This window comes from Pelomonas sp. CA6, assembly GCF_022549225.1.
In the GTDB taxonomy this organism is placed as follows: Bacteria; Pseudomonadota; Gammaproteobacteria; order Burkholderiales; family Burkholderiaceae_C; genus Roseateles.
Window position 1 is genome coordinate 267,739 of record NZ_JAKZFD010000008.1, and the last position, 13,990, is coordinate 281,728.

A 13,990-nucleotide genomic window follows, 5' to 3' on the forward strand; every position below is an offset into this window, starting at 1 on the left:
GCCCGCGTCGCCCCTGGCCATGCACTACGACATCGCGACACTGTTCAGCCTGCTGCTGATCCAGGCCCTGGCGCTGGCCCTGATGCTGCCGCTGCTGCTGGGCTGGCGCGACAGCCGCGGCGCCCGGCTGGCCCAGCTGAGCGCCGCCGCGCAGGCCCTGGGCTGGGGGCTGCTGATGCTGCTGCCCGAGGGCTCGCGCTGGGGCGCGACGCTGGCGCTGGGCAGCCTGAGCCTCAGCCTGAGCCTGCTGTGGACGGCGGTGGCCTGCTGGCTGCCGCAGCGCTGGGGCCGGCTGCTGAGCTGGGCCGCGCCGGCCGCGCTGGTGCTGGGCTATGGCGCCGGCTTCGGCAACTATGCGTTCCGCCTGGCCTGGTCCAACGGCTGGCTGGGGCTGCAGCTGCTGACCCTCACGCTGGCCCTGCTGCAGCCGGCGCCGCGCGTGCCGGCGCACAGCTGGCGCTGGCGCAGCCTGCTGGGCCTGAGCTGCCTGCTGCTGGGGCTGCTGACGCTGGCGCGCGGCTATCTGGCCGGCTTCGCGACCGACACGCTGCCCAGCTTCACCAGCGCCCACCCGCTCAACACCGCTTTCGCGGTGATGACCCATGTGAGCCTGCTGGCCATGACGGTGGCCGTGCTCGCGGCCTGGCGCGGCGAAACCGAGGACCACCTCAAGCGGCTGGCGCAGAGCGACGCCCAGACCGGGCTGTGCAACCGCCGCGCCTTCACGCAGCGCGCGGTGGACATGATCTCCATGGCGCGGCGCTACGACGAGCCGCTGATGCTGCTGATGATGGACATCGACGGGCTGAAGGCGATCAACGACCAGCACGGCGAGGCGGTGGGCGACCGCGCGATCGCACTGTTCGCCGCCTGTCTGGACGACCAGAAGCGCCTGGGCGACCTGGTGGCGCGCGTGGGCGGCGAGGAGTTCGCGGTGCTGATGGCGCGCTCCGACCAGCAAGGCCCGACCGCGCTGGACCAGCGCGTGCGCAAGGCGCTGGCCGAGCGGGCGCCCGCGGAGCTGGGCTTCGCGCTGGACTTCTCGTCGGGCTGGGCGCGGCTGCGCGGCGGCGACCGCAACATCGACGATCTGATGCGCCGCGCCGAGGCGGCGCTGTACACCGCCAAGTCGCTGGGCCGCGGCCGCCTTTATGCCGAACCGGGTCTGGAAAGCGAGGGCCCCGGCACCCCGACGGCGTCCGCCTGAAGAAATGCGCGCAATGCGCCCACCGACCAGGCTCTGGCATGGGGGTTGCTAAGGGTTAACCATGTCCCACGAGGATGTCGTTCACCCAGGAGTCCGCCCGACCATGCACGCCGCCACACGCCCCCCGTTGGCCGACGCCCGCGCCCCGCGCGGCCTGTCCTCCACCGCCGCGCCCCTCGCCTCCGCCGGCGCCGCCACGATCACGCTGCAGCAGCTGCAGCCGTCCGACCTGCAGTGGCTGCCCGCCCTCACCCATCTGCTGATCGACAACGTGCACCAGGGCGCCTGCCTGGGCTTTGTCGCGCCGATGTCGCGCTATGCCGCGATGGACTACTGGCAGGGCGTCTTCGCCCGCCTGGGTCCGCAGCAACGCCTGTGGATCGCCTGCGACGCCGAAGGCCCCGGCCGGTTGCTCGGCGCGGTGCAGCTGGCCTTCAACACCCAGCCCGCCGCGCACCACCGCGGGGAGGTGCAGCGCCTGATGGTGCACAGCCAGGAACGCGGACGCGGCATCGCGGGCCGGCTGCTGGCGCGCGCGGAAAGCGTGGCGGCCACCCAGGGCCGCCATCTGCTGGAGCTGCAAGCCCCCGCCCAGACCCAGGCCGAAGCGGTCTTCGCCCACCTGGGCTGGCAGCGCGCCGGCGAGATCCCCGAGCACAGCCGCTGCGGCGACGGCCGGCTGCTGCCCACCGCGCTGTACTACAAGCGCCTGCCGCATCGGGTCTGAGCCCGCCCCGTTCCGGGGCCTGACCCGGGGCTCTTGTGCCGGCCCTGCGCTTGGCCTACGCTGGGCTCCAACGGTCCGCCACACGGACCGGTCGAGGAGCACACCATGGCCAGCGCGACAACGCCCGATGGAGACACCCTCAACGGCAGCCCAGGCGGCGCCGACCCCGACCGCGGAGGCGGGGCCGGCGGTGCGCATGACAGGCGGCTGCAGCGCCTCCGCACCCTCGCGCTGGTCGGGCCGGCCGGCAGCGGCAAGACCACGCTGGCCGAAGCCTTGCTGGTGCAGGCCGGCGCGCTGAAGCAGGCCGGCTCGATCGAGAAGGGCAACACCGTCAGCGATGCCGACCCGTTGGAGCGCCGCATGCAGCATTCGCTGCAGACCAGCGCGATGCACCTGGACTGGCAGGGCCTGCGCATCCATCTGCTGGACACCCCCGGCGCGCCGGACTTCATCGGCCAGTCCCTGCCCGCGCTGGAGGCGGTGGAAAGCGCCGTCGTCGTGATCAGCGCCCAGGGCGGCATCGAACTGATGGCCCAGCGCATGATGGAGGTGGCGGCACAGCGCGAGCGCGCGCGCCTCATCGTGATCAACAAGATCGACGCGCCCGAGGTGGACCTGCCCGGGCTGCTCGAGCAGCTGCAACAGGTCTTCGGCCGCGAATGCCTGCCGCTGAACCTGCCGGCGGCCGGGGCCTCGCGCGTCGCCGACTGCTTCTTCCAGCGCGAGGCGGCGGCGGACCTGACGGTCGACTTCGGATCGCTGGAGAACGCCCATCGTGCGCTGGTGGAGCAGGTCGTGGAGGTGGACGCGGGCTTCGTCGAGCGCTACCTCAACGACGGCGACGTACCCGCGACCGAGCTGCATGCGCCGCTGGAGCAGGCGCTGCGCGAGGGCCACCTGATCCCGGTGTGCTTCGCGTCGGCGCGCAGCGGCGTCGGCGTGCCCGAGCTGCTGGACGTCATCGCGCGCCTGCTGCCCCATCCCGGCGAAGCCAATCCGCCGCAGTTCCTGGACGGCGAAGGCGAGGACGCGCGCCCCTTGCGCCCGCGGCCCGACGCCGACCGCCATGTGCTGGCCCATGTGTTCAAGGTGCAGTCCGACCCCTACCTGGGCAAGCTGGCGCTGCTGCGCGTGCACCAGGGGGTGCTCAGGCGCAACAGCCAGCTCTACGTGGGCCATGCGCGCAAGCCGATACGCGCCAGCCACCTCTTCCTGCTGCAGGGCAAGGAGCATGTCGAGATCGACGAGGCCCTGCCCGGCGATATCTGCGCGCTCTCGCGCATCGACGAGCTGCACTACGACGCGGTGCTGCACGACGCGCAGGAGGACGAGCACCTGCATCTGGCGCCGCTGGACTTCCCCGCGCCCGTGCACGGCCTGGCGATCAGCCCGGCGCGCCATGGCGACGAACAGCGCCTGTGGGACCTGCTGCGCCGACTGGTCGACGAAGACCCCTGCCTGCGCCTGGAACATGCCGCCCAGACCAACGAGACCCTGGTCTACGGCCTGGGCGAGCTGCACCTGCGCGTGCTGCTGGAGCGGCTGCAGGAGGTCTACAAGTTCGAGCTGAAGATCCAGCCGCCGCGCATCGCCTACCGCGAGACCGTCGCCGCGCCAGCCGAAGGCCACCATCGCCACAAAAAACAGAGCGGCGGCGCCGGCCAGTTCGGCGAGGTCTGGCTGCGCATCGAACCGCTGCCGCGCGGCGGCGGCTTCGAGTTCATCGACCAGGTCAAGGGCGGCACCATCCCGGGCCAGTTCATGCCCGCGGTCGAGAAGGGCGTGCGCCAGGCGCTGGAACAGGGCGTCATCGCCGGTTATCCGGTGGTGGACCTGCGCGTGGTGGTGTTCGACGGCAAACACCACTCGGTGGACTCCAAGGAGATCGCCTTCGTGACCGCCGGACGCAAGGCGTTGATGGCCGCGGTGCGCGAGGCCCATCCCATGGTGCTGGAGCCCATCGTGCAGGTGGAGATCAGCGCGCCCGACCATGCGATGGGCGACATCACCGGCGACCTCGCCGCCCGGCGCGGCCAGGTCAACGGCACGCGCAGCCTGGTGCCCGGCGTGATGACCGTGCTGGGCCTGGCACCGCTGGCCGAGCTGGCCAGCTACCAGAACCGGCTCAATGCGATGACCAGCGGCCAGGGTCGCTACACCGTCGCGCTGTCGCACTACGAGGCCGTGCCGCCCAACCTGCAGAGCCAGCTGATGGCGGCTTACAAGCACCTGGACGACGACGAGTGACCCCGCTCGCCTGGGCATCGTTCCTTGCTCAGGCAGGCAATGGCGCACGGATTCCTCCAGGGGCGCAACGCGGGGTCGGGGTGCGATTGGCAAGCAGGCTTTATCATTGAGGCCTATGTGTTCCGCTATCCGGGACGTCGCGCAGATCCGCCTGGACAACGCGATGATCCTGTTCGAAGAGTTCGTCGCCTCCACCGTCAAGCACCCCGACGCCGCCACCCTGCGCGGCCTGGAGCGGCGTTTCGCGGAGCGTTTGCAGATCCAGCCCAGCTATTGGAGCCAGATCAAGAGCCGTTCGCGCCAGATCGGCGAGCGGCTCGCGCGCCAGTTCGAACAGCTCTGCCACAAGCCCTCGGGCTGGATGGACCAGGAGCATGCGAGCGGCCCCGCCCCCGCGGCCGAGGAGCCGGCCCACGGGCTGCCACAGGACGATGACGAACGTTTCATCGTCGGGCTGGTGCTCACCTACTACCGGCGCCATCCGCAGCGCGCGCGCACGCGCCTGCTCGATCTGCTGGGCGAGGTGCTGACGCCGGACAGCGACCCGACGGCTCGCGCGCCAGCCGCGTCCGGCCCCCGATCCACGCCGGCTACCACTTCGGGTGGCCGCCCCGCGGCCACGTCCGGCGACATGGACGAGTGGCGCCGGCTGCAACAGGGCATCGCGCCGCTCAAGCCCAAGAAGCGCTGATCCGCGCGACAGCGCCGCGCGCCCTTTTCCTCGCGCCCGTTCCTCTGGCGCGCCACCGCCTTCGCGGCCCCACGTTTCCGCCATGCCCAAGCCCCGCTCAGTGCCGGGGCACGGGGCCGCGCCTGACCGTCGCCCTGCCAGTGCAACCTCTCTCTTGCGTTGCGGCAAAGATAAAAAGCACTTGCGCAAGATAATCAATCGTTTATCATTTGCGCAAGTCATGCCGGTAGCCCCCGGCGTGGCGACGCCCGATTCCCTACCGTCTTCGTCGGCCCGCGCCGGCGGAGCGCGGCCGGCCTGAATCGCACGCCACTCTCAACCGCGCTCAAGAGCGCCGCGGCACCACCCCCGCCTCCGGCCTCAAGGCCAGGCATGTCGGGCCCGCCCCGGTTTCCCGCTCTTGGGACGCATGTCATGTCGGCAGCCGCCGCGCCGTCGCCCCACCGGGCGGCCGGTCTGGCTCCGTTGCCGGCGAGGACGACGCTTGTTGATGTTCGTTTCCCACATTCGTTGACACGCGGGGCCGGTGGCCTCCGTGTGCAAAGGAGGCCCCATGACTCAGTTCACATCCCCCCGTGCCCAGCGAGTGGCTTCGCTGCGCAAGCCGCGCAATCCCCTGGTGGTCCCGGCGCTCAAGCGCAAGGCCGGCCGCCACCAGCTGGGCAGCGCCAGCCGACGCCAGCGCGCCAGGCAAGACCTGGCCCTGGAGCTCCGCCAGCTGCGCGAAGACACGCGCAGCCCCTGAAGCGATCGCCTTGCCCCATCCGCCGAGCGGCACCCGGGGGCGAGGCCTTGGGAGACAGACATGCATACGACAAGAATCGGAACGCCCGGCGTTTCCACCCTGCAGCAAACCCTGCCGCTGAGCCGCGGTCCGTTGCAACGCCTGAGCGCCCGGCTGCTGCTGAGCCTGGCGCGCGCACTGCGCGCCGCCGCCCACCGCATCGCCCGCTCGCCCCTGGTTCGCCAGGAACTGCCTGCGGTCAGCCCCGAAAGCGCCATTAGTGCACGCGTCGACGCGCCGCTGGAGTTCCGCCGCCTGCCCGGCGAGCCCGCCGGTGTGCTGTACTTCGATGGTGAACGCCTGGGGCAATTGCCTGGGGTGACGCGGCTGTGATCCCGGCGTGGATAGCGCTGGCGGTGCTGGCTGTGGGGCTCAAGGCCTCGGAGCCGGCGCCGATATACGATCCAGCCAACTCTTGCGTTCCAGCCCATGACCGCCGCGCCTCACGAACCGCTCATGCGCCCGCTGCCCAGCATGGCCGCGTGGACGCGGCATTTCCAGGGCGTGGAGATCCCGGTCCTCGCTGCCACCGCGGAACAGCTTGAGTTCTGGCGCGCCAACGAGGACGCCGTCGACGCGCACAGCCTGGCCGAGGTCATCGTCAAGGACCCGCTGATGACCTTGAAGGTGCTGGCCTTCGCGTCCAGCCAGCGCTCCAGCCGCCTGCTGGCGGATGCCGAGACCGTGACCGCCGCGTTGGTGCTGATGGGCATCACGCCCTTCTTCGCGGCCTTCGGCGCCCAGCCCACGCTGGAGGAGCGCATGATGGGCCGCCCCGACGCGCTGGCGGGCATCCAGCGGGTGCTGCGCCGCGCCGAGCGCGCCTCGCGCTTCGCGCTGGGCTTTGCGGTGCACCGCACCGACCCGGACGCCGCGGTGATCCACAGCGCGGCGCTGCTGCACGATTTCGCCGAGATGCTGCTGTGGTGCGAGGCCCCCGACCTGGCGCTGGATGTCGCGCGTCAACTGATGGCCCGCCCGGGCACGCGCAGCGCCGCGGCCCAGCGTGCGGTGCTGGGCATCGAGCTCGGCGATCTGGAGCAGTCGCTGATGAAGGCCTGGCACCTGCCCGAACTGCTGGCCCACATCACCGATGACAAGAAGGTGCACGACCCGCAGGTGCGCTGCGTGATGCTGGCCGTGCGCCTGGCGCGCCATACGGCGGACAGCTGGCAGAACCCGGCCGTCCCCGACGACTTGAAGGAGATCGGCGACTTGCTCAACCTGTCTCAGGCCCACACCCAGCGCCTGCTGGCCGAACTGGACCGCGACTACTGATGGCCGGCCCGGATCGCCAATTCTGGCAACAGCGCTTCGAGTCCGGCCAGACGCCCTGGGACCGCGGCGGCCCGCATCCCCAGCTGCAGGCCTGGCGAGACGCCGGGCTGATGCCAACAGGAAGCCATGTGCTGGTGCCCGGTTGCGGTCGCGGCCATGAGCTGACGGTGCTGGCCCGCGCGGGGCTGACGGTGACTGGGCTGGACTACGCGCCGGCCGCCGTCGAACAGGCACGCGAACGACTGCAGGCCGAGGCGCCGGGATTGAACGCCAGCGTCCAGCAGGCCGACGTGCTGAACTGGCAGCCCCAGGCGCCGGTGGACCTGGTCTACGAACAGACCTGCCTGTGCGCGCTGCATCCCGATCACTGGCGCGCCTACGCCGACCAGCTGCAGCGCTGGATACGGCCTGGCGGCCGGCTGCTTGCGCTGTTCATGCAGGCGCGGCGTGACAGCGTGGAACAGGGCCGCATCGAAGGGCCGCCCTATCACTGCGACATCCATGCGATGCGCGCGCTGTTTCCCGAACCGTTGTGGGCCTGGCCCGCGCCGCCCTATGGCGCGCTGGCCCATCCGCGCGCGGGCTGGTTCGAGCTGGCGGTGGCGCTGGTCCGCCGCTGAGCGGGCACGCCCCCATGCCGGGGGGCGGGTTCAGACGGGCAGGGCCGTCGTGTTCTTCAGGTGGTCCAGCACGAAGCTGGTCTTGCAATCCTGCACGCTGGGATGCTTGAGCAGGGTGTCGGTGATGAAGCGCGCGTAGTGCGCCATGTCCTCCACCATCACCCGCAGCAGATAGTCCATCTCCCCCGTCAGCGCCGAGCACTCGACCACCTCGGGCCAGGTCTGCACCGCGGCGCGGAAGAGATCCATGGGGTTGCGCTTGTGACTCTCGGTGTGCTTTTCCAGCCGCACGTTGATGTAGGCGGTCAGCCCCAGGCCCAGGCGCTGCGGGCTCAGCAATGCCACATAGGCGGCGATCACCCCGCCCTCTTCCAGCCGGCGTACACGGCGCAGCACGGCCGAAGAGGAGAGGTTGACCTCCGCCGCCAGCGCGTCATAGGTCATGCGCCCGTCCTGCTGCAGCGCCCTCAAGATGCGCTTGTCGATCGCATCGAGCTCGATCTGCTTGTCCATGCCAGGATTCTTGCAGGAATCCTGCATCACCCCCAGGTGTCCGCGCACGAATCGCAGGAATCCTGCGGTCCGCTGCGCCTACAGTCTTGAGCCACCTCAAGAGAACAGCGGCCCCCAGCGGACGCGTTCTCGCACCACACTTTTTCAGTTCGGAGACAGACACATGGCCGGTTTCATCCCCTGGGACAACCCGATGGGCACCGATGGTTTCGAGTTCATCGAGTACGCCGCGCCCGATCCCGTCGCGCTGGGTCAGCTGTTCGAGTCCATGGGCTTCACCGCCGTGGCCAAGCATCGCCACAAGGACGTCACGCTGTACCGTCAGGGCGACGTGAACTTCATCATCAACGCCGAGAAGGACGCCTTCGCGCAGCGCTTCGCGCGCCTGCACGGCCCGTCGATCTGCGCCATTGCCTTCCGCGTCAAGGACGCCGGCTATGCCTACCAGCGCGCGCTGGAGCTGGGTGCCTGGGGCTTCGACAACAAGGCCGGCCCGATGGAGCTGAACATCCCGGCCATCAAGGGCATCGGCGACTCGCTGATCTACTTCGTCGACCGCTGGCAGGGCAAGAATGGCGCTCAACCGGGCGAGATCGGCAACATCAGCATCTATGACGTCGACTTCGTGCCCATCCTGGACGCCCAGGGCAAGCCGGTGAATGCCCGTCCCGCGGGCCATGGCCTGACCTACATCGACCACCTGACGCACAACGTCTTCCGCGGTCGCATGAAGGAATGGGCGGACTTCTACGAGCGCCTGTTCAACTTCAAGGAAGTGCGCTACTTCGACATCGAAGGCAAGCTGACCGGACTGAAGTCCAAGGCCATGACCAGCCCCTGCGGCAAGATCCGCATCCCCATCAACGAAAGCAGCGACGACAAGAGCCAGATCGCCGAGTACCTGGACCTCTACCACGGCGAAGGTATCCAGCACGTGGCGCTGGGCACCGACCAGATCTACGCCACCGTGCAGGGCATGAAGAGCACCGGCGTGGCCTTCCAGGACACGATAGAGACCTACTACGACCTGGTCGAGAAGCGCCTGCCGCAGCACGGCGAGAACCTGGCCGAGCTCAAGCGCCTGCGCATCCTGATCGACGGCGCCACCCACCAGGGCGCGCCCAACGAGCTGCTGCTGCAGATCTTCACCAAGGAAGTGATCGGCCCGATCTTCTTCGAGATCATCCAGCGCAAGGGCAACGAGGGCTTCGGCGAAGGCAACTTCAAGGCCTTGTTCGAGAGCATCGAGCTCGACCAGATCCGCCGCGGCGTGCTCAAGGCCGAGGCCTGATCCCGACTCCGCCGGCCCCCGCGGGAGCTAGGGGCCGGCGAGCGCCGCCTTGGGGTGCGGCCCCTCGTCGCCCGCCTCGGCGGCCATCAGCGCCCGCATCGCCGCCCGGCTCTGCGGGGCGAAGATCAGCTGCAGATGGCCGGTGGCCGCGACATGGGTCGCCGGCGCGCCCGGATAGCGGCCGCTGCCCGCGGGCAGCACGATCTGATCGCAGTGCCCGAACAGGCAGTGCATGCGCTCGCGCAGCAGCGGCGGTTCGGCCGCCGCCAGCGCGCGCAGCCAGTCGGAATGGCGGCGCATCTGCCGCCCATTGGTCCCCAGCCCCCAGCGCGCCAACAGCGAACCCTGGTGCGGTGAGCCCAGCGTGATCAGTCGCCACAGCCGCGCCGGATCATGCCCGGTATGGCGCCACCAGGCCCGGGCAGCCAGCCCGCCCATGCTGTGTCCGACGATCAGCGGCGGGCGCCCGCTGAGCGCCTGCAGGCGCTGCATGGCGGCGTCGATCGCCGGCGCATAGGCGTCGATGGAGCCAAAGGCCGGCTCCAGCGTCAGCGCGATGAAGGGTCGGCCCTGCGCGCGCAACTCGACCATCCAGTCATGCCACAGCCCGCGGTTGCAGGTGTAGCCATGCAGCAGCAGCACACCGCGCGGCAGGGCCCGGCCGGGCTCGGGCGCCGGCAGATGATCGGGCTGGGCCTGTTCGCGCCAGGGCTGCAGCCAGCCGAAGATGCGCAACACCGCCCAGGTCTCCAGCCACCAGGCCCGCAAGGCCTCACGCAGGCGCGGGCGAGGCAGCCCCGGCTCCGCCGCTTGCCGGGTCAGCCACAGGAAACCGGGCAGCAGCAGCAGCGGCGATCCGGCCAGCACGAGCAGCAGCACCGCGACCGCGCCCGACGTCGACCCACGCCACCACAGCCAGCCCGCCAGCCCTCCGCCCCCCAGCCATCGCAGCAGCGAGATCACCCGCTGCAACCGTCCATTCATGCATGCTCCTTGCCGGTTCTCGCAGCCCGGCCCCTGGCGGACAGTGTAGGCCGGGCCACAATGGGGACCGGCGCCAACCCCGGCCAGCTCACCCGATGGATCAAGCGATCGCACAATTCCTGCAGGACGTCGAAACCCAGCGCCTCGCGCGCCTGCGCGATGCCCGGCTGGGCACCCGCGTGCTGGCGCTCAAGCACTACCAGCAACGGCGCTTCGCGCGCAGCTATGCGGACCTGCTCGCCACGCCGCGCTACGCCGACACCGCGCGCTTCTTCCTGGAAGAGCTGTATGGCCCGCGCGACTACAGCGAGCGCGACGCCCAGTTCGCCCGCGTGGTGCCCACGCTGGTGCGCCTCTTCCCGCGCGACGTGGTGGGCACGGTGCACGACCTGGCCGAACTGCACGCGCTGTCGGAGCGGCTGGACACGGCCATGGCGGCGAACCTGGGGCAGGACTCGGTGGACGCCGCCGCCTATGCGCGCGCCTGGCAAACGGTCGGCGAGCCGCAGGCCCGCGCCCGCCAGATCGAACTGACCCTGGCCGTGGGCCGCGCGCTGGAGCACTACACGCGCAAGCCGCTGCTGCGTCAGGCGCTGCGCATGATGCGCGGCCCGGCCGCGGCGGCCGGCATGGGCGAGCTGCAGCGCTTCCTCGAAACGGGTTTCGACACCTTCCGGGCCATGAAGGGGGCCGACGAGTTTCTCGCCTGCGTGAGCGAGCGCGAGCAGGCGCTCGCGGCGGCGCTGTTCGCTCCCGGCGCGCCCGCGCGTGCCGCGGGCTGTCCCGCAGGTGACGATCCCTTAGGGCAACTCCCCTAGGCGCGCCGAGGACGGAACCGCGAGCATCCCAGGCTCGAACTGTGCAGAGCTCCCACCCGGAGGGAGCCACGAGGAGACATGGCCGCAACCCCCGCCGACAAGCCCTGGCTGGCAAGCTATCCGCCAGGCGTTCCCGCAGAAATCGACACCCAGGTCTACCCTTCGCTGGTGGCCCTGCTGGAGGAAGCCTTCCGCAGGCATGCGCACCGCGATGCGGCCACCTGCATGGACCAGCGCATCAGCTTCGCGCAGGTGGACCGCATGTCCGCATCGCTGGGCGCCTATCTGCAGTCCAAGGGACTGGCGCGCGGCGCTCGCGTCGCGCTGATGATGCCCAATGTGCTGCAGTACATGGTGGCGATCGCCGCCGTGCTGCGCGCCGGCTATGTGGTGGTCAACGTCAACCCGCTGTACACCCCGCGCGAACTGGAGCACCAGCTGAAGGACTCGGGCGCCGAGGCCATCATCGTGCTGGAGAACTTCGCGAAGACGCTGGAAGAGGTCATCGCCCACACCCAGGTCCGCCACGTGGTGCTGGCCTCGCTGGGCGACCTGTTGAGCTGGTGGCGTGGCCCGCTGATCAACTTCGCGGTGCGCCACCTGAAGAAGATGGTCCCTGAGTTCCGCCTGCCGCTGGGCGAAGGACGCAGCGTGCGGCGCTTCAACCAGGCGCTCGCCGAAGGCGAACGCCAGAGCCTGCGCCCGGTGAACCTGGGCCCTGATGATCCGGCCTTCCTGCAATACACCGGGGGCACCACCGGCCTGTCCAAGGGCGCCACGCTGCTGCATCGCAACGTGGTGGCCAACATCCTGCAGAGCGAGGCCTGGTTCGGCCCCATGCTGCAGAAGATCGGCGACAAGCCGCTCACCATCGTCTGCGCGCTGCCGCTGTATCACATCTTCGCGCTGACGGCCTGCTACATGCTGGGCGCCCGCATGGGCATGATGAACCTGCTGATCCCGAACCCGCGCGACATCCCCGGCTTCATCGCCACGCTGCGCAACTACCGCATCCACATGTTCCCGGCCGTGAACACGCTGTTCAACGCGCTGGCCAACGAGCCGGCCTTCGCGCGCCTGGACTTCAGCGAACTGGTGATCTCCAATGGTGGTGGCATGGCCGTCCAACAGGCCACGGCCGAGAAATGGCAGAAGATCACACGCTGCCCCGTCGTGGAGGGCTATGGCTTGTCCGAGACCTCGCCGGTGGCCACGATCAACCGGCTGGACCTGGACGGCTTCAATGGCTCCATCGGCCTGCCGGTGCCCAACACCGAGATTGCGATCCGCGACGACAACGGCCGCGACCTCCCGCTGGGCGAACGCGGCGAAATCTGCATCCGCGGACCGCAGGTGATGGCCGGCTACTGGAACCGGCCCGAAGAGACCGCGCAGGCCATCGGACCCGACGGCTTCTTCAAGACCGGTGACATCGGCGTGATGGATGCCCAGGGCTACACCCGCATCGTCGACCGCAAGAAGGACATGATCCTGGTCTCGGGATTCAACGTCTACCCGACCGAAATCGAGCAAGTCGTCAACCTCCACCCCGGTGTGCTGGAGTGCGCGGCGGTGGGCGTGCCCGATGCGCACTCGGGTGAAACCGTGAAGCTCTTCGTCATCAAGAAGGACCCGGTGCTGACCGAGGAAGACCTGGCGGCCTACTGCCATTTCCAACTGACCGGCTACAAGAGGCCCAAGTACATCGAGTTCCGCGACGAGCTGCCCAAGACCAACGTCGGCAAGATCCTGCGCCGCGAACTGCGCGCCTGAGGCGGAGAGTCCCGCCATGTCTCACGCGGCGCTGCCGGCAGGAATCCAGCTGATCGAGCGCGGCTGGCTGTCGTCCAACTCAGTGCTGCTGCACGGCCACGCGCCCGACGTCGGCGCCGTGCTCGTCGACACCGGCTACGTCAGCCACTTGGCGCAAACCGTGGCGCTGGTCGATGCCGCGCTGTCGGGCGCGCCGCTACGCCTCATCGTCAACACCCACCTTCACTCCGACCATTGCGGCGGCAATGCCGCCCTGGCCGCCCGGCATGGCTGCCCGGTGCACATCCCGCCCGGCCTTTTCGATGCCGTTCAGGACTGGGACGAGGCCCGGCTGAGCTACCTCGCCACCGGCCAGCAGTGCCCGCCCTTCCATCCCGACGCCATGCTGCGCCCCGGCGAGCTGTTGACCCAGGGCGGCTGCGAATGGCAGATCCATGCCGCGCCAGGGCATGACCCAGACGCGGTCCTTCTCTTCGAACCACACCATCGCGTGCTGCTCTCGGCCGATGCGTTGTGGGGCAATGGCTTCGGCATCGTCTTCCCGGAGCTGGACGGCGCCTCCGCCTTCGACGAGGTCCAGGCCTCGTTGGACTTGATCGAGCGCTTGGCCCCCGCCATCGTCGTGCCCGGCCACGGCCCGGCGTTCAGCGACGTGGGCGCGGCCTTGTCCAGGGCCAGGAACCGGCTGGCCTACTTCCGCGCCCAGCCGCTCAGCCATGCCCGCCATGCAGCCAAGGCCTTGAGCATGTTCCACATGCTGGAGGTCCAACGCTGCACGCGTGCCGAACTGCTGAACTGGCTCGCCACCACGCCCGTCCAGCGGCAGATGTGGACGCGCTTCTTCCAAGACCAGCCCTTTGCGGACTGGAACACAGGCTTGGTCGATGAATTGGTGGACAGCGGACTGCTATTGACGCGCGAACAGGCCGGCGGCGGAGCGCTGCTGAGCCTGCCAGCCGCGGCGCGCGCCTGACGCGCTCATCTCAGATACGCCCCAGTTCATACATCGAGCCACTGGGTGCTCACGCGCACCGGATGCGCAGGCCACGTCGAC

At 69.7% G+C, this 13,990-nt stretch carries 14 protein-coding genes; 12 read left to right on the plus strand and 2 right to left on the minus strand.

Annotated features, from left to right (window positions below; translation table 11 throughout):
* The first annotated feature begins 19 nt into the window (after nucleotides 1-19).
* The 8 genes from LZ017_RS15120 to LZ017_RS15155 all read left to right on the plus strand — a co-directional run bounded on the left by LZ017_RS15120 (nucleotide 20) and on the right by LZ017_RS15155 (nucleotide 7,557).
* Complete coding sequence (locus LZ017_RS15120) at nucleotides 20-1,207, plus strand: GGDEF domain-containing protein (RefSeq protein ID WP_241397705.1); 1,188 nt, start codon at nucleotides 20-22, stop codon at nucleotides 1,205-1,207.
* A 103-nt stretch (nucleotides 1,208-1,310) separates the two neighbouring features.
* Nucleotides 1,311-1,934 carry a GNAT family N-acetyltransferase gene (locus LZ017_RS15125; RefSeq protein ID WP_241397706.1) on the plus strand — a complete coding sequence of 208 codons (624 nt, stop codon included), beginning with the start codon at nucleotides 1,311-1,313 and terminating at the stop codon, nucleotides 1,932-1,934.
* 105 nt (nucleotides 1,935-2,039) lie between these two features.
* Entirely contained in the window at nucleotides 2,040-4,184 is a 2,145-nt protein-coding gene (gene fusA, locus LZ017_RS15130; protein ID WP_241397707.1) for an elongation factor G, read from the plus strand.
* A gap of 115 nt (nucleotides 4,185-4,299) precedes the next feature.
* The gene (locus tag LZ017_RS15135; protein WP_241397708.1) at nucleotides 4,300-4,875 is read left to right on the plus strand and encodes a hypothetical protein; all 576 of its coding nucleotides are present in this window, start codon (nucleotides 4,300-4,302) and stop codon (nucleotides 4,873-4,875) included.
* A 553-nt stretch (nucleotides 4,876-5,428) separates the two neighbouring features.
* Nucleotides 5,429-5,620 (plus strand): hypothetical protein, encoded by a 192-nt coding sequence (locus LZ017_RS15140; protein ID WP_241397709.1) that lies wholly within the window; start codon nucleotides 5,429-5,431, stop codon nucleotides 5,618-5,620.
* Nucleotides 5,621-5,680: 60 nt separating this feature from the next.
* Nucleotides 5,681-5,992, plus strand: a complete 312-nt coding sequence (locus LZ017_RS15145; RefSeq protein ID WP_241397710.1) for a hypothetical protein — start codon at nucleotides 5,681-5,683, stop codon at nucleotides 5,990-5,992.
* Nucleotides 5,993-6,115: 123 nt separating this feature from the next.
* A complete protein-coding gene (locus tag LZ017_RS15150; protein WP_241397711.1) occupies nucleotides 6,116-6,937 on the plus strand; it encodes an HDOD domain-containing protein in 822 nt (273 codons plus the stop codon).
* Entirely contained in the window at nucleotides 6,937-7,557 is a 621-nt protein-coding gene (locus LZ017_RS15155; protein ID WP_241397712.1) for a methyltransferase domain-containing protein, read from the plus strand. The genes LZ017_RS15150 and LZ017_RS15155 overlap by 1 nt, the downstream gene beginning before the upstream one ends.
* 30 nt (nucleotides 7,558-7,587) lie before the next feature.
* Here LZ017_RS15155 and LZ017_RS15160 read toward each other — a convergent pair whose 3' ends face one another.
* On the minus strand, nucleotides 7,588-8,070 hold the full coding sequence (locus LZ017_RS15160) for an Lrp/AsnC family transcriptional regulator (RefSeq protein WP_241397713.1): 483 nt from the start codon (nucleotides 8,068-8,070) through the stop codon (nucleotides 7,588-7,590).
* A 163-nt stretch (nucleotides 8,071-8,233) separates the two neighbouring features.
* Here LZ017_RS15160 and hppD point away from each other — a divergent pair, with 163 nt between their 5' ends.
* Nucleotides 8,234-9,361 carry a 4-hydroxyphenylpyruvate dioxygenase gene (gene hppD, locus LZ017_RS15165; RefSeq protein WP_241397714.1) on the plus strand — a complete coding sequence of 376 codons (1,128 nt, stop codon included), beginning with the start codon at nucleotides 8,234-8,236 and terminating at the stop codon, nucleotides 9,359-9,361.
* Nucleotides 9,362-9,388: 27 nt separating this feature from the next.
* On the opposite strand, the gene LZ017_RS15170 is transcribed toward hppD, so the two are convergent.
* Nucleotides 9,389-10,345 carry a triacylglycerol lipase gene (locus LZ017_RS15170; RefSeq protein WP_241397715.1) on the minus strand — a complete coding sequence of 319 codons (957 nt, stop codon included), beginning with the start codon at nucleotides 10,343-10,345 and terminating at the stop codon, nucleotides 9,389-9,391.
* A gap of 95 nt (nucleotides 10,346-10,440) precedes the next feature.
* On the opposite strand from LZ017_RS15170, the gene LZ017_RS15175 reads away from it, so the two are divergent.
* The 3 genes from LZ017_RS15175 to LZ017_RS15185 all read left to right on the plus strand — a co-directional run bounded on the left by LZ017_RS15175 (nucleotide 10,441) and on the right by LZ017_RS15185 (nucleotide 13,909).
* Nucleotides 10,441-11,163, plus strand: coding sequence for a hypothetical protein (locus LZ017_RS15175; protein ID WP_241397716.1), 723 nt, complete (start codon nucleotides 10,441-10,443; stop codon nucleotides 11,161-11,163).
* A 78-nt stretch (nucleotides 11,164-11,241) separates the two neighbouring features.
* Nucleotides 11,242-12,936 (plus strand): long-chain-fatty-acid--CoA ligase, encoded by a 1,695-nt coding sequence (locus tag LZ017_RS15180; RefSeq protein WP_241397717.1) that lies wholly within the window; start codon nucleotides 11,242-11,244, stop codon nucleotides 12,934-12,936.
* Nucleotides 12,937-12,952: 16 nt separating this feature from the next.
* Nucleotides 12,953-13,909, plus strand: a complete 957-nt coding sequence (locus LZ017_RS15185; protein ID WP_241397718.1) for an MBL fold metallo-hydrolase — start codon at nucleotides 12,953-12,955, stop codon at nucleotides 13,907-13,909.
* The last annotated feature ends 81 nt before the right edge of the window (nucleotides 13,910-13,990 follow it).

Excerpts from the sequence above, each read along its gene's own strand:
- LZ017_RS15170 (WP_241397715.1), bottom strand. The coding sequence starts at position 10,345 with ATGAATGGACGGTTGCAGCGGGTGATCTCGCTGCTGCGATGGCTGGGG.
- LZ017_RS15160 (WP_241397713.1), bottom strand. The coding sequence starts at position 8,070 with ATGGACAAGCAGATCGAGCTCGATGCGATCGACAAGCGCATCTTGAGG.
- LZ017_RS15175 (WP_241397716.1), top strand. The coding sequence starts at position 10,441 with ATGGATCAAGCGATCGCACAATTCCTGCAGGACGTCGAAACCCAGCGC.
- LZ017_RS15120 (WP_241397705.1), top strand. The coding sequence starts at position 20 with ATGCACTACGACATCGCGACACTGTTCAGCCTGCTGCTGATCCAGGCC.
- LZ017_RS15150 (WP_241397711.1), top strand. The coding sequence starts at position 6,116 with ATGCGCCCGCTGCCCAGCATGGCCGCGTGGACGCGGCATTTCCAGGGC.
- LZ017_RS15140 (WP_241397709.1), top strand. The coding sequence starts at position 5,429 with ATGACTCAGTTCACATCCCCCCGTGCCCAGCGAGTGGCTTCGCTGCGC.
- LZ017_RS15180 (WP_241397717.1), top strand. The coding sequence starts at position 11,242 with ATGGCCGCAACCCCCGCCGACAAGCCCTGGCTGGCAAGCTATCCGCCA.
- LZ017_RS15125 (WP_241397706.1), top strand. The coding sequence starts at position 1,311 with ATGCACGCCGCCACACGCCCCCCGTTGGCCGACGCCCGCGCCCCGCGC.
- LZ017_RS15145 (WP_241397710.1), top strand. The coding sequence starts at position 5,681 with ATGCATACGACAAGAATCGGAACGCCCGGCGTTTCCACCCTGCAGCAA.
- LZ017_RS15185 (WP_241397718.1), top strand. The coding sequence starts at position 12,953 with ATGTCTCACGCGGCGCTGCCGGCAGGAATCCAGCTGATCGAGCGCGGC.
- fusA (WP_241397707.1), top strand. The coding sequence starts at position 2,040 with ATGGCCAGCGCGACAACGCCCGATGGAGACACCCTCAACGGCAGCCCA.
- LZ017_RS15155 (WP_241397712.1), top strand. The coding sequence starts at position 6,937 with ATGGCCGGCCCGGATCGCCAATTCTGGCAACAGCGCTTCGAGTCCGGC.
- LZ017_RS15135 (WP_241397708.1), top strand. The coding sequence starts at position 4,300 with ATGTGTTCCGCTATCCGGGACGTCGCGCAGATCCGCCTGGACAACGCG.
- hppD (WP_241397714.1), top strand. The coding sequence starts at position 8,234 with ATGGCCGGTTTCATCCCCTGGGACAACCCGATGGGCACCGATGGTTTC.